Here is a 13,584-nt window from a genome sequence, read left to right as displayed (position 1 = left end):
CGTGGCCGCCCTTCCAGGATTCTGATGCTGTGGAAAAACCTGCCGATCTATCGCGCGCGGCTGACTTGCTGCATGGGTCAACTCGCCTCGAAAGCGATACTTCCACCGATCCAATCGAAGACGATGCGGCGATCGCGGACGACGCCGCGTTGCTCGACAATCTTGAGTTTGACAGTTTTGTCAATCGACTCGAGAAGCGTTGGCAGAAGCCGAAAATAAGCCAGCCCCAATCGTCGCTGCAGCGACTCGGACGGTTCGAGATTCGGCGAGAACTGGGACGCGGGCGCTTTGGCGTGGTGTTTCTGGCCTGGGATCCCCAGTTGCATCGTCATGTCGCGCTGAAAGTTCCTCAGTTCGATGCCGCCTTAGATCCTGACTTGCGCGAGCGATTTAAAGGCGAGGCAAAGGCAGCCGGCAAGCTCCAGCATCCGGGAATCGTTTCGGTTCACGATGTCGGACAGCATGCGGGAGTCGACTACATCGCCATGATGTATGTCGACGGCATGACGCTCGCCGAGCGACTGAAATCGGGACCTCTACCTCCCCAAGACGCTGCTAGGCTGGTGATTGGGTTAGGTGCCGCGATTCAACATGCGCACGATCAGGACGTGATTCATCGCGACCTGAAACCCAGCAACATTCTGATCGATAAAAAGGACCAGCCGCATGTGATGGATTTTGGCCTGGCTCTGCAATTGTCTGAATCGGCGATGCGAGCGACGGCCACGGGACAAGTGCTCGGCACCCCCGCCTACATGTCTCCGGAGCAGGCAACCGGCAAGAGCGACGTCGGACCTTTGAGTGATGTCTATTCGCTGGGCGTCATCCTGTACGAAGTCATCACGGGCCGCCCTCCTTTTCAAGCGGCCACCTTTGTGGAGGCAGTCGAGTTCATCGTTAATCGCGATCCTCTGGCCCCCAGTAAGCTCAACCCCAAGCTGCCGCGGGAACTCGATGCCATCACCTTCAAGTGCCTCGAAAAGGAGCCTCGTTCTCGCTACCAGTCGGCTGCTGCCTTGGCCGACGACCTGCAGCGATACCTCGATGGCCGGCCGATTCTCGCGCGTGCTCAAGGGCCTTTGCAACGAACTTGGCGCTGGTGCCGCAAGTATCCTTCGCGGGCACTCCTGTTGCTCACCACGCTCATTGCAATCGCTCTCTTGCTATCGACGGGCAGCGTGTACACGCGGTGGCAATACGCTGCAGAACTCGCCAGACAACAAGAGGAAAACGCCAACGCCCAGCGCTACTACGCGACGGTTACCAACGTCCGCAATCTCATCGCGGATCACTCGCCCGGCTGGTCGGAGGCTGCCGAAAATCACTTGCAAATTGCGGTCAAAAACAAAACGTCGGCGGCTGATCCTATCGAATTGCGCGGACTGGGCATTGAAGCCTTGTCAGGCTTCGACTTGCGTGAAGGTGCCACGGTCGATACCAAAATGCTCATCGGGCGAATTGCCTTCAGTCCCGACGGCAAGCTGTTGGCGGTGGGAGAGTTGAAAGGCACTTTCACGTGTCAGATTGTCGTCTACGACACCGCCACGCTTGAACCAAAGCACAAGTTTATCCTGTTGAATTACGAGACTTCGTGGAAACGCCTGACAAGCGGATACGATCGCTTTCAAGACGGGATTCGCGAATTTGCCTTTAGTGGAGACGGCCGCTATCTGGCGGCAGGTATGCGTTTCGGAACGATCTTTTGTTTCGACCTGCAGGAACCAACAAAAGAGCCTGTAGCGCTGCCGATTTCCGAAAGCCGCGAGTTGGCGCGCATTGTGTTGTCCGCCAATGGCAAGGCTCTCTATGCGGTCACGAAAGGCGATTACGAGTTTCTGTACTGGCCCGATTGGCAGAATGAAGTCAAGCCGATCACGAAGCTTACTGGGCTCACGATCAGTATCGCTTCCGCTCCGCAGGCCGACGCGATGTTCATGCAGAACATGACATGTAACGAATTGCGGATGCTGACTCAGGCCTTGGTGCCGCGCACACGCTTTGCCCCTTTGAACAGTTTTACCAAGGGTATTGAGAGTGACCTCGCTTGCGATGGATTTGGTCGTCTATTGGCGGGGGAGTCGAACTACGGATTGTGCGTGTATGAAACGACCGGCGGCTTCATTAGTCGTCTGCTACCGGACGACACGGTCGGGGACGAGCCGACGGCCGACGAACTCCAGATGTCGAATGATGGCCAGTTGCTCTCCGCGTTTTCCGATCGTGGCATCGTGCGGATATTCGATGTTGCCAACGGTCGCCAGGCCATGAGACTGACTCTCGATCGGCATGACTTTCAAGATGTTGCGTTCGATCCTCAAAAACGCTGGTTGGTCGTCGCCAACGACCGAGAGTTGAAAGTTTGGAGCGTTCGCGAACCCGCCTTTCGGCGCGTGGTCACCAGTCCGGCAGTACAAGTGGAGGACATGCAGTTCTCTCCGAATGGCAGCACGCTCGCTTGTGTAGCGGCCGTCGGTGGTGGGCATGGCTGCTATCAGAATTCTCTGATCGCCATTGATTGCGCGACTGGCGAGCAAAGGCTGACGAAGACGGGCGGCTTCGACGGCATGGATTTTTTCGCCTCCATGTCGCAATTAGCCTGGCAGCCAGATGGCAAGGCGCTGCTATGGCATGCGGCATTCGGCACCACCATTTGTTCCGCAGAAAAACTCTCCACCGCCGCACATAGTCACCCGTTGCCTTTGCTGGGTGAGACCACCGCAATTGATTTTGAAGTCACCAGCGTGGAGAAAGATCCCAAGAACCCCAAAGCAAAAATCCGCCGTTTGCCGCATCCAGAAGTAAAGGATCGGGAAATCTGGGCAATTCGTCCGCACGGTGTGCCAATCCGAGTTCGAGGAACCCTCCAAGCTCCCGCTCGGTTTCAACGGCAAGCTGCCACGCTTCTGTTTTCTCTGAAGCTCGACGCTTCCCAGTCTTTCGAGCCCTCCTTTTCCGTCAGCATTAACGGGGTAGGAAGGCTACCGACGGTTACCGACGCACCTGTTTGGGCGACAGGAAAACAATCGGAGTTTCAGTGGTACTCGATCCATTTGCCATCCAAGCTGAATACTCTGAAGACAATCGATCTGCAAATCACACCCGCCAAACACCTCCGGTCCTTTCAGCTCGAACAGCTTCATTGCGTGGAACTGGGCTACGAGAAGCAACGAGATGGAGGTCGCGAATCCGAGGCTCTGTTAAGCCAGCTATCGATGGCCAAGTCAGGCAATCGCCTCTTTGGAATTCTCGAAGACGAACTCCATTGCTGGGAGTACCCCAGTGGCAAGTTGCTGACCACTTGGACGAACCCCAATCACTACTTGACGGGTGCTGGCAACATTCGGTGTGTCGAGGCGGGCGAGAAGGGAACATTGGTTGGCACCCGAGATGGCCGGGTTCATTGGCTCGATCCGCAGCGAGGGACTTCGATCGCCATGTGGCAGGGCGCGGGGAGAGAAGTCGTCGCCGCCGCTTTGTGCGAACCGGCCAATCTGGCGCTCGCTGCGGCCGAGAACGGCAAGGTGCGTGGCATTTCGGTGCCCGGCGGCGAGGCGCTCTTCGACCTGCGGGCACACGACGAGGCCATCACGGCCATTGCCGCGACGCCCGATGCCAAGACTCTGGTGACCGCGTCCGTCGACAGGCGACTGCGAGTCTGGGAGCGATCAGCTAAGGGTTACGAACTGTATAGCCAACTTCCGATTACTTCGTCCCCGACCAGTACGTTGCGGATCTCGGCCGATGGTCGCTACCTCGCCGTCCTCGGACGCTCGACCGATTGTGTCGAACTGTGGGACCTGCAACAGCTGAAGCGAGATCTCGCTTCTCTCGGGATTCGCTAGTCGCATGCGCATGCGGAATTGACAGAAGCCGCCGTGGTGCCGACGATTGAGCTTGGCAGTTATCTTTTGCTGCCACATTCTGCCTCGCAAGGATTTCGCGCGCATGCCGCTCCGGAATATTTCGGTCATCTTTCTCGCCATGCTGATATCCGTGGCCTGTTATCGCACTGCCAGCCGCAACCGCTACGTGGGAACCTTGGCTGAGGCCATGAACCTGGTGGTGGACAATTACGTGGACGATGTTGACGAGCGCAAGTTGTTCGAAGGGGCCATGGAAGGGATGATCGACGAACTCGATCCCTACTCGAAGTACACCACGCCGGATGAACTGCCCAAGTTTCAAGAAGCGATTGGTCAAGAGTTTCCGGGCATTGGGATTGTGGTGGAACTCGATGAAAAAGAAAAACGCCTGAAGATTCGCAGTCCTATTCCCAAGTTGCCGGCGTTCCAGGCGGGCCTGAAAGCGGGCGATATCATTCTCCAGATTGATGGCAAAGACACAGCCGGCAAGTCGCTCGAAGAATGCACCAAGGACATCCGTGGCGAAGAAGGCACCACCGTCAAGCTCGTTGTGAAACGCGGCACGTCCGAGGAAACCTTGGAATTTGAAGTTCAGCGCGCGAAGATTCCGATCGAGTCGGTAAAGGGAGATCGCCATGACGCCGCGGGCGAATGGATCTGGAACTTGCCCGGCCATCCGCGGTTGGGCTATATCCGCATCGTCAGTTTCGGCGAGCGGACGGTGGATGAGTTGAAAACGGCGCTCGAAACATTTGGCCCCGGTGCCAAGAGCATCGACGGGCTCATTCTTGACATGCGCGGCAATGCTGGCGGCCTGCTCACCTCGGCGGTCGGTGTTTGCGATGCCTTCCTCGATGAGGGCTTGATCGTCAGCACTCGCGGTCGCAACAAGGTGCAACTCGAGTCGCATTCGGCCAAACCAGATCTGGTAGTGCCCAAGAGTTTGCCGATTCTCGTGCTGGTGGATGGATTCTCGGCCAGTGCGAGCGAAATTGTTGCTGCCTGTCTGCAGGACAACGGGCGAGCAGTTGTCGCTGGGCAACGGTCTTGGGGCAAAGGGACCGTGCAAAAGGTTTACATGCTGGAGGGCAACAAGAGCGCGCTTCGTTTGACGTTTGCCAGTTACTGGCGTCCCAGCGGCAAAGACATTCACAAGCGGCGCGATGCGAAGGACACTGACGATTGGGGGGTCAGCCCCGACCAGGGTCTGGAAGTGATCATTGGCAAAGAACTGCAAGAGAAGCTCTACCGGCAGCGGAACGAGAGGGATATTTCAGCAGTGGAAGGTTCCGAGCCGACAGTTCCACCGGTCGAAGAAAAGCCCGCGACAAACAACTCCACGAAGCCAGAGCCGCCCCGCCCAGAGCCGGAGAAATCCACCGAGTTGCCACCGGTGCCCGAGCCGGAAGCGGAGCTGCCAAGCAAAGCGCCCGTGGATGATCCGCAGTTGCAGCGGGCGATTGAGTACTTCGAAAAGCTCTGGCAAAGCGAGCGCGAGAAAGCTTCGTCCTGAGACACGTTTCTCAAGTGGTCAGTCTTACTTCCACTCGACGGGCTGGGCAGCCGACCAAAGGTCTTCCAGGCGGTAATACTCGCGGGTCTTCTCGTCGAAGAGATGAACGACGACCGTGCCAAAGTCGAGCAGCACCCACGGGCTATCCTGGTAGCCTTCTTGTCCGAAGCGGCCGCAGCTCATTTCCTTTTGCAGCACGTCGTCGATGGCATCCGCCATGGCTCGCAATTGGCGTTGGCTGGAGCCGGTAGCCACCACAAAGTAGTCGAAAATCGGTGCCTGATCGCGCATATCGAGCACGACGACATTTTTGCCGGCATTGTCTTCAGCAGCACGTGCCGCCGCAGTCGCGAGCGAAAAACTGCGAGTCGGACTTGGACGCGATTCAACCTGGCTGACAGTGCTGGCCACGGCATCTCCCTGGAATTCTCGAAAACAAACAGCGGACTATTAGATTCTACTCATCCAAGAGCAAAAAACCATGACCTGGGTTCGGGCTGGCGGTGGAAGCTTCGCCGGCGAGAATCCGGCCTTAGCGGGCTCGCTGGACCCGATTGCCGCTGAGGCGACGGACTAGCCGCCGCATTTCCAGCACGCTCAAGGTGGATAGCACCCGTGGTACGGGCAAACCGCTTTGGACGATTACCTCGTCGATCAAGCATTCCTCGCTGCCGATGGCTTGCAGCACTGCCTGCTCCTGCGGGTTGAGTTGCAACTCCAGCGGATGGCGAATTTCGAGACCGTCCTCACGTTTGCTGGGCTGCGGCAACGGCCCCAATTCTTCGAGAACGTCATCCACATCTTGCACCAGCTTGGCGCCATCACGAATCAGTTGATGACAACCTCTCGCCATCCGATTGTCGACTCTTCCAGGGACTGCAAAAACCTCGCGGCCTTGCTCCATCGCATGCTTGGAAGTGATCAATGCTCCCGAGCGTTCCGCAGCTTCGACAACGATGGTGCCCAGGCTCAGCCCGGAGATGAGACGATTACGCTGCGGGAAAGCTCCACTCAGCGGTGGTGTCCGTGGCGGTGACTCGCTGATAACCGCACCTCGCTTGGCGACTTCTTCCGCCAAGTTGCCATGTTCAGGAGGATAGAGATTTCGGATGCCACTCCCCAGCACGGCGATCGTTCTTCCGCCGGCCGCGAGCGCGCCCTGATGGGCGGCGGCATCAATGCCGCGCGCGAGTCCACTTACAATCGTGTAGCCCGCTCGCGCGAGGCCCGCCGCGAGGCGTTCTGCCTGTTCTTTGCCGTACGTTGTGGCGTGCCGAGTGCCGACAATGGCAATCGCCATTTCATCGATGGCCAGCAGTTCACCGAGCATGAACAACACGCCCGGCGGATCGGGGATCTCGCGCAACCGCGCAGGATACGCGGCGTCAGAATCCAGGAGCACGCTGATGTTTTGCGATGCGCAATACGACAACTCTTCGCCGGCATCCACTTCGCGAATCGAATCCTGAATGGCCTGGCACAACTTCTGGCCAACGCCTTTGACCTCGCGCAACTCTTTGGTGGAGGCGGCCAAGGTTGCGGCGGCAGTGCTAAAGCGGGCCAAGAGGGCTTGGCGAGTGATGGGCCCCACGCCACTGACAAGAGCCAAACGGAGTGCAGCTAATCGCGCCGCATCAGACGGAGATTGATTCACAAGCAGGCTTTCGCATCAGATGTTCCCTTGGTTGCGACCGTCGCACCAAACATGGGATTTGCGAAATATGATGAAGCCTGCAGCGGCTGACCGCAAGAAATAAAAACGGCCGATCCAAAATCTCGCGCGACCTGCCTTCGCTTGAGTTCTAAATCGACCGCAAAAGAATCATTGCGGTCGAGGCGAGAAAAACAACCCTGGAAATTACTTGGCGCCGCCAGTTATCAACTGCAGCTTGACCTGACGACGGGTACAGTCGAGCGAAACATCCCGACTAATGCTTTTCTTCAGCCTTAAAGAAGTCCACCAAGAGGGCGAGCCGAACTAGCTCTGCCAGGGATCCAGCCCCCATCTTCTTCATGATGTTGGAGCGGCGAAGTTCGACGGTGCGCAGACCGATATCGAGATCCGAAGCGATGCGTTTGTTGGGCAGCCCCTCCAGCATCTTGCGCATGACCGCAATCTCGTCCTGAGTGAGGGTGGTCAGTTTGTTTTCGACGTCACTCTTTTGCTTGCGCAGGGCTTGCTGGGCTTGCTCAAGATTGAGTGCCTGCTGAATCGCCTCGATCAGCTCGGCTTCGCCGCAGGGCTTCTCTAGAAACGTCACGGCGCCTGCTTGCATCGCCCGCACGGCGGTGGGCACGTCAGCGAAGGCAGTGATCACAATCACCGGGAGCGTGCTCTTGGCTTCGCCCAATTTTTCGAGCAGTTGCAGCCCCGACATGCCCGGCATTCGCACGTCGGAGATGACGCAGCCGGTGTCTGCTGTCTTAAGCGCGCCAAGGAATGATTCCGCCGACGCGTAGCCCTTGGCGTTCATTCCGCGCATTTGCACGAGGGCTAACAGCGACTCGCGCACTCCGGAGTCGTCATCGATGATGTGGATTGTGCTGGTATCTGCCATTGTTGTGACGCCAAAGCGTTGAAAACAGTCTTGCGGTTAACCGTAAGGTTAGTTCACTTATCGGTCAAAACGCAAGGGAATGGGGAACTTCCTGAACCAAAATTTCAAGGGTTTTCTGACCCAAAGATGCCAATCCCATCAACTTAGGAGGACCTGACGCACAAGATCGGGGGAGATATCACCAACCAACTCCACATGCCCCATTTTGGTGGGTAGGACGAACCGCAATTTGCCGTGCTCCACTTTCTTGTCGCGTTGCATTGCCTGCAGCAGCAGTTCGGGATCGAGCCCGCTGACCTGCGTCGGCAGTTCCAGCTTCTGCAGCAGTTCCAGCTGGCGAAGCGTCAGTGCCTGATCAATTCGACCCAATCGCTCTGCTAGTTGCGAGGCCTGAACCATGCCAATTGCCACCGCTTCGCCATGCAAGAAGCGACCATACCCGCTGACCGTTTCAATCGCGTGGCAAAAGGTGTGGCCGTAGTTCAATACCGCTCGCAAGCCTGTCTCCTCGCGCTCGTCCTGTTCGACCACCTGGGCCTTTAGTTCGCAGCAACGGCCGACCACACGTTCCAGGACGATTTCGTCCCGGGCTAGCAACTGTGGAACGACGCTCTCCAGATATTCGAAAAACGGTGCATCCAAAATCATGCCGTACTTTACGACTTCGGCCAGTCCAGACAGGTACTCTCGTTTGGGAAGCGAGCGCAGAACAGCCAGATCGATAATCACCCCGGCTGGCTGCCAAAAGGAGCCGACCATGTTCTTGGCCGCAGGCAGGTTGATGCCCACTTTGCCGCCGACGCTACTATCGACCTGAGCCAGCAGCGTGGTTGGGACCTGAAAAAAGGCCAAACCGCGTGTGAAGGTCGCGGCGACAAAGCCTGCCAAATCGCCGACCACGCCACCGCCGACGGCAATCACCACGCTCTTGCGATCGGTTCGGCACGTCAGCAGGGCATTCCAGAGTTGCTCTGCTTGCGCGATGCACTTGGTCTCTTCACCCGCGGGGACTTCGAGAACATCGGTGCGATAGCCGCCGGCCTGCAGCGTGACGGCCAACGGCTCTGCGTAGCGGCCGCGCACGTTGGCATCGCAAATCAGCACGGCATGACGACCCGGGTGCCGAGTTTGGAAGAAGCTCGCGCTGGTAGTCAGCAGACCGCTACCTACTTCGATATCGTAGGCTCGGGGACCCAACTCGACGCGAACCAAGGTCATTTGCGCACGCGCTGCAGATCAGCGGCCGAAACAGTGATTTGGCGACAAAAGCCTGTGTGAACTCGGACATATTCCAAGCCCGCACAGGCCTGCGGTTCGGCATGCAACTTGGCTTCCAAAGTGACCTTTTCGGCTGGGGCCACCGCCACATCCGCAGGCCAAACTGTGTGCGTTTCCACGACCAGAGCTTCGCGGTAAGGATCGAACGTATCGGCCACGGGGGCGAACTCCTACTGCAAACGAGCCAACATGGGGGCTAACCGAGCCTGCCAATATAAAGCGTGCGGTTTTTTGCACAAGACGCGGGGACTAGCACAAGGCCAGCGACAACGACCGCCGGAACGAATTCGTCAGGGGCGAACTTTCGCCCAGAATCTTGAACGTCGAGACCATCAGCTCGCGACCCTTGTCGCGCGAGGCTCCCGGTCCAGCCTCAACCACCGCCAGACACTCATTGAGCCCTGCTTCGTACTGGCCGCTGGCGAGCAAGGCTTCCGCCAATTGAAGTCGCAGGGGTAGATCGTTGGCCGAAGCCTTCACTTGCTGCTGAAGCGTGCTCAAATCGCCACCAGAAACCCTGCCGCGGCGAAGCTGCAACTCGGCCTGGATTTTTTCCGCCTCTGGTTCGAGATAGCCGCGATCCTTCAGCTTGGCAATGGTTTTCTCGGCTTCATCGAACTTGTCTTGAGCCAACTGGGTTCGTGCCAGCCCCAGCGAGGCAACGAGCAAGTCGTCTTCTTTGTCGAGCGCCTTTTGATAGAGCGATTCGGCAATGGCCGGGTCCGTGCCTTCACAGGCTTCGGCTTGTTGTACGAGCAGATCAGACTCAGTCGGCAGTAACGATTCCATCCACTGACGCAGCTGCGGCTCGGTGAGCAAACCCACAAACGAATCAACGACCTGACCATTGCGCACCGCGTACACGGCAGGAATGCTCTCGACGCGAAAGGCCTGCGCCTGTTCGGGCAACTGATCGACGTCGGCCTTCACCATCGCGATCTGACCCGCGAACTCGCCGACCATTTTTTCGAGCATTGGGCCAAGCTTGCGGCACGGTCCGCACCAGGCAGCCCAGAAATCGAGGACGACCGGCACGCTCTTCGACTTTTCGAGCACATCGGTTTCGAATGTCGCAGCGGATGTTTCGACGACCCAGGGAGAGTTGCTCATGGTGTTTCACCGCAAAGAGGAATGATGGTCGTAGGCTACAGCGACAGCTTACATCTGTTCGACCACGCCGATACCCAGCAGGCGCAGCCCCAGGGCAATGGTGCGGGCCGTGAGATCGCACAGCAGGAGTCGACTGTTCTTCAGTTCCGCTGACTCGGCTTTCAGCACCGGGCAGTTTTCGAAGAAGGTCGAATAGCTCTTAGCGAGTTCAAACAAGTAAGTCGTGAGATAGTGCGGACGGAACTCGGCTTCGACGGTGGCCAGCGCTTCGGCAAAGCGGAGCAGTTGGATGCCGAGGGCGCGCTCCGCTGGATGCGAGAGCAGAATCTTGCCACCGGCCGCGAGGACTGCCGCCGGCGTTGTTTCAGCCTTGCGGAAAATGCTGCGAACCCGTGCGTAGGAATACTGCATGTAGGTGGCCGTATTGCCATTCATCGCCAGCATCTTGTCGTAGCTGAACGTGTAGTCGCTCTCGCGGTTCTGCGAAAGGTCCGCGTACTTGAGCGCACCAATTCCCACTGTTTCGGCAATGTTTTGCCGTTGCTCGGTGCTGAATTGTGGACCGGCTGGATTCGCGTCGTCGACTGACTTCACGACGTCGATTGCTCGTGAGACCGCTTCGTCGAGCAAGCCTTCGAGGCCCACCGTATCGCCACTGCGGGTCTTGTACGGTCGGCCGTCTTCGCCAAGCACCGTGCCGAATTTGACGTGCGCCAGCTGAATGTTTTCGCAGCCCCATTTGACGGCAGCCGCAAACAGCTTTTCGAAGTGATCGCTTTGGCGGTGGTCGACGACGTACAAGATTGCGTCGGGATTCCAGGTCTCGCGGCGATACTGGATCGTGGCCAGATCGGTCGTCGAGTAGAGAAACGCGCCGTCCTTCTTCCGGATGATCATCGGCGCTTCGAAGCCATCGAGAAAGACGCAAACGGCCCCTTGGCTGTCCTTGGCCAGGCCACGTTTTTCAAAATCTTCGACCACAGGCGCGAGGCGATCGTGATAGAAGCTCTCGCCCAGTTCGTGATCGAAGGTCACGTTGAGTCGTTTGTAAACGCGTTGGATTTCGTCGCGACAATGAGGCAGGAAGTCGTGCCACAGCTTGAGATTCTCGGCATCACCTTCGTGCAGCTTGGCTGTTTCAGCGAGGACACGTTGATCGATCTCGGCATGGTCCGCAGCGAGTTTGGCGAGTTGCGAATCGGAATCGACGGTGGCGATCTTCTTGCGAAGTGAGTCAATCTCGTCTTGCAACGCCTTCGCCTGGTTTTGAAACTGCGACAGCTGCTGAGCGGCCTTCTTCGCGGCCGCTTTATCGGCAGCGGTCGGTTGAGATTTCAGCGTTTCAATTTCCTGCAATCGCTGGGTGAGTCGTTGCTGAACTGTCGGCAACGCAGCCTGGCTTTCGCGATACTCCACTAACTTGCTGACGAGACGATAGAGCCGACTCAGTTCCGGCACGGGACGAGCTTGAAAGGCGGCCGCATCGGCAAAGTGCTTGTAGCCATAGATGATCATCCCGAACTGGGTGCCCCAGTCACCGAGGTGGTTGTCGCTGATGGTTTTGTGCCCGAGAAACTGCAATGTGCGATAGAGTGCATCGCCGATCACCGTCGAGCGAATGTGGCCGACGTGCATAGGCTTGGCGACATTGGGCGAAGAGTAGTCGATGACAAACGTGCGTGGCTTCTCTGTCGCGGTGATCCCCAGGCGTTCGTCGGTCGCGGCAGCTTGCAATTGAGTCGCCAGCCAATCGTCCCGCAGCTTCAAGTTGATGAAGCCGGGGCCGGCAACCTCGGGTGGCAAGCAGAGGTCGTCGAGCTTCGTTTCCGCAGCGATGTGCGTCGCAACGTCTCGCGGCGGCTTACTGAGTTGCTTCCCCAGCGACATCGCAAAGTTGGCCTGATAGTCGCCGAACTTCGCATCCTGCGCAACGCGGATCATCTCCAGCAGCGGCGCGGGATCGGCCACATGTGCTTGCAAAGCTGGGGCGAAGCGACTTTTCAGTAGGGCGAGGATATTCATCGGGCCGGTTGATCGGTGCTGGGAGACGATGCCATCGAAACGGGAAGGTTCAAGTGTGACGTGCGGGTGCTTCAACGGCAATGTCCGAAGCAGCAATGTTTGGTCAAGAAACCAAGGCGGGGTGTGCAGACTGGGTCGTCCTGCACACCCCGCAATAGTAAGTGATTGGTCTCGCGGTCCAGGTTCGCTGGCAGGCGGAGCGAATCACGATCTCGTGCTTACGAGAGACTAAGCACCAGGCTGTTCTTCCGAGACGGGCTTGGTTTCAACCTGCTTCTTCTCGGTCGCTTCTTCCGTGGCTTCGGCTTCAGCGGTCGCCGCTTCCTTCGCGGCTTCGGCTGCGTCTGCCCGTTCCTTGTCCTTCATCATCACGGCCTGATAGTTGGCTTCGTCTTGTGCGGTGGCTGCACCATAGACGCTGACCCAGTAGGTTTGGCCGCTAGCAGAGCGGGCATAGCCAAAGCCGGCATCCGTTGTACCGCTGACAATGGCGGCGTAGTGACCGCCGCTTCCCTGCCAGCCGGCGAAAGCATGGTCGATGGTGGCATAGTTCCAGCCAATGTTCTCACGAACGCCGCCGCGGAAGCCAAACCGGCGAGCACGTTCGACGTAGCCGCCGTTGGTGTCGTGGCTAAAGCTGCCCGTGGCTGCCATGTACTCGGCGTGGTTCTGAGCAGCCGCACAGAGGGCGGGGTTCAGTCGATGGTTTCGCAGGCCGATGCGGCCGCGAATGCCGTTACTCCGTTGGAGCATGGTGACCATCGTCGGATGCTGATGCAGGATCACAGGCTGTTTGGCCTGCTTCTTGGCAGCTTGAAGATTCTCCTCTTTCTTTCCGGCTGCGGTGGTCGGTGTGCTGGTCGTCGCAGAAACTGTCTTTGCCTTCGTTTGGCTCTGGGTGTCCTTACCACTCGCCCCGACGCTCTCTTGCGTCGCCTTGGCGTCTGCGGTCTTGTTCGGCACTGTGGTGTTTGCGGCTTGTTGAGCGGCAGCCACACTCGTGCTGACCAAAACCAATGCCCATGCCAATCGCTTCATCCTAGCCTCCGTGGGAAACAGTAGCGGTCACGTAGATCGCATAAGCTGCGATCTATGCACAAGTCACGTGACAGGTGCGGGGGCCATTAAGGGTGACCGGTCAAGCTGTCGCAACCGGGGGTAGGCTAAGATTTGTGGCTTCACCCCTCCATAGGTGGTACTCCGGCTGGAAACTTTTACACAGTAAAAACAAAAATAGGGG

At 58.0% G+C, this 13,584-nt stretch carries 10 protein-coding genes; 2 read left to right on the top strand and 8 right to left on the bottom strand.

The genetic code is table 11. From position 1 onward, the window contains the following. Positions 1–29: 29 nt before the first annotated feature. Both NA78x_RS21770 and NA78x_RS21765 read left to right on the top strand, forming a co-directional pair. Positions 30–3,842 (top strand): protein kinase domain-containing protein, encoded by a 3,813-nt coding sequence (locus tag NA78x_RS21770; protein ID WP_425614488.1) that lies wholly within the window; start codon positions 30–32, stop codon positions 3,840–3,842. 103 nt (positions 3,843–3,945) lie between these two features. Next, positions 3,946–5,376 (top strand): S41 family peptidase, encoded by a 1,431-nt coding sequence (locus NA78x_RS21765; protein WP_425614487.1) that lies wholly within the window; start codon positions 3,946–3,948, stop codon positions 5,374–5,376. A gap of 24 nt (positions 5,377–5,400) precedes the next feature. Here NA78x_RS21765 and rsfS read toward each other — a convergent pair whose 3' ends face one another. The 8 genes from rsfS to NA78x_RS21725 form a co-directional block, all read right to left on the bottom strand. After that, the gene (rsfS, locus tag NA78x_RS21760; protein WP_425614486.1) at positions 5,401–5,787 is read right to left on the bottom strand and encodes a ribosome silencing factor; all 387 of its coding nucleotides are present in this window, start codon (positions 5,785–5,787) and stop codon (positions 5,401–5,403) included. 121 nt (positions 5,788–5,908) lie between these two features. Beyond that, positions 5,909–7,030 carry a DNA-processing protein DprA gene (gene dprA, locus NA78x_RS21755; RefSeq protein ID WP_425614485.1) on the bottom strand — a complete coding sequence of 374 codons (1,122 nt, stop codon included), beginning with the start codon at positions 7,028–7,030 and terminating at the stop codon, positions 5,909–5,911. 274 nt (positions 7,031–7,304) lie between these two features. Beyond that, positions 7,305–7,934, bottom strand: coding sequence for a response regulator transcription factor (locus NA78x_RS21750; protein WP_425614484.1), 630 nt, complete (start codon positions 7,932–7,934; stop codon positions 7,305–7,307). A 138-nt stretch (positions 7,935–8,072) separates the two neighbouring features. Then, complete coding sequence (aroB, locus tag NA78x_RS21745) at positions 8,073–9,152, bottom strand: 3-dehydroquinate synthase (RefSeq protein WP_425614483.1); 1,080 nt, start codon at positions 9,150–9,152, stop codon at positions 8,073–8,075. Then, complete coding sequence (locus NA78x_RS21740) at positions 9,149–9,370, bottom strand: hypothetical protein (RefSeq protein WP_425614482.1); 222 nt, start codon at positions 9,368–9,370, stop codon at positions 9,149–9,151. The genes aroB and NA78x_RS21740 overlap by 4 nt, the downstream gene beginning before the upstream one ends. 91 nt (positions 9,371–9,461) lie before the next feature. Beyond that, entirely contained in the window at positions 9,462–10,322 is an 861-nt protein-coding gene (locus NA78x_RS21735; RefSeq protein ID WP_425614481.1) for a tetratricopeptide repeat protein, read from the bottom strand. A 48-nt stretch (positions 10,323–10,370) separates the two neighbouring features. Continuing rightward, entirely contained in the window at positions 10,371–12,344 is a 1,974-nt protein-coding gene (argS, locus tag NA78x_RS21730; RefSeq protein WP_425614480.1) for an arginine--tRNA ligase, read from the bottom strand. A gap of 228 nt (positions 12,345–12,572) precedes the next feature. Then, positions 12,573–13,382 (bottom strand): CAP domain-containing protein, encoded by an 810-nt coding sequence (locus NA78x_RS21725; protein ID WP_425614479.1) that lies wholly within the window; start codon positions 13,380–13,382, stop codon positions 12,573–12,575. Between the last annotated feature and the right edge of the window lie 202 nt (positions 13,383–13,584).

The organism is Anatilimnocola aquadivae, from assembly GCF_049819085.1.
Taxonomy (GTDB): domain Bacteria; phylum Planctomycetota; class Planctomycetia; order Pirellulales; family Pirellulaceae; genus Anatilimnocola.
Note: the sequence above shows the minus strand (reverse complement) of the source record. Positions and strands in the feature narration are given on the sequence as shown.

Excerpts from the sequence above, each read along its gene's own strand:
- NA78x_RS21725 (WP_425614479.1), bottom strand. The coding sequence starts at position 13,382 with ATGAAGCGATTGGCATGGGCATTGGTTTTGGTCAGCACGAGTGTGGCT.
- NA78x_RS21765 (WP_425614487.1), top strand. The coding sequence starts at position 3,946 with ATGCCGCTCCGGAATATTTCGGTCATCTTTCTCGCCATGCTGATATCC.
- argS (WP_425614480.1), bottom strand. The coding sequence starts at position 12,344 with ATGAATATCCTCGCCCTACTGAAAAGTCGCTTCGCCCCAGCTTTGCAA.
- NA78x_RS21750 (WP_425614484.1), bottom strand. The coding sequence starts at position 7,934 with ATGGCAGATACCAGCACAATCCACATCATCGATGACGACTCCGGAGTG.
- NA78x_RS21735 (WP_425614481.1), bottom strand. The coding sequence starts at position 10,322 with ATGAGCAACTCTCCCTGGGTCGTCGAAACATCCGCTGCGACATTCGAA.
- aroB (WP_425614483.1), bottom strand. The coding sequence starts at position 9,152 with ATGACCTTGGTTCGCGTCGAGTTGGGTCCCCGAGCCTACGATATCGAA.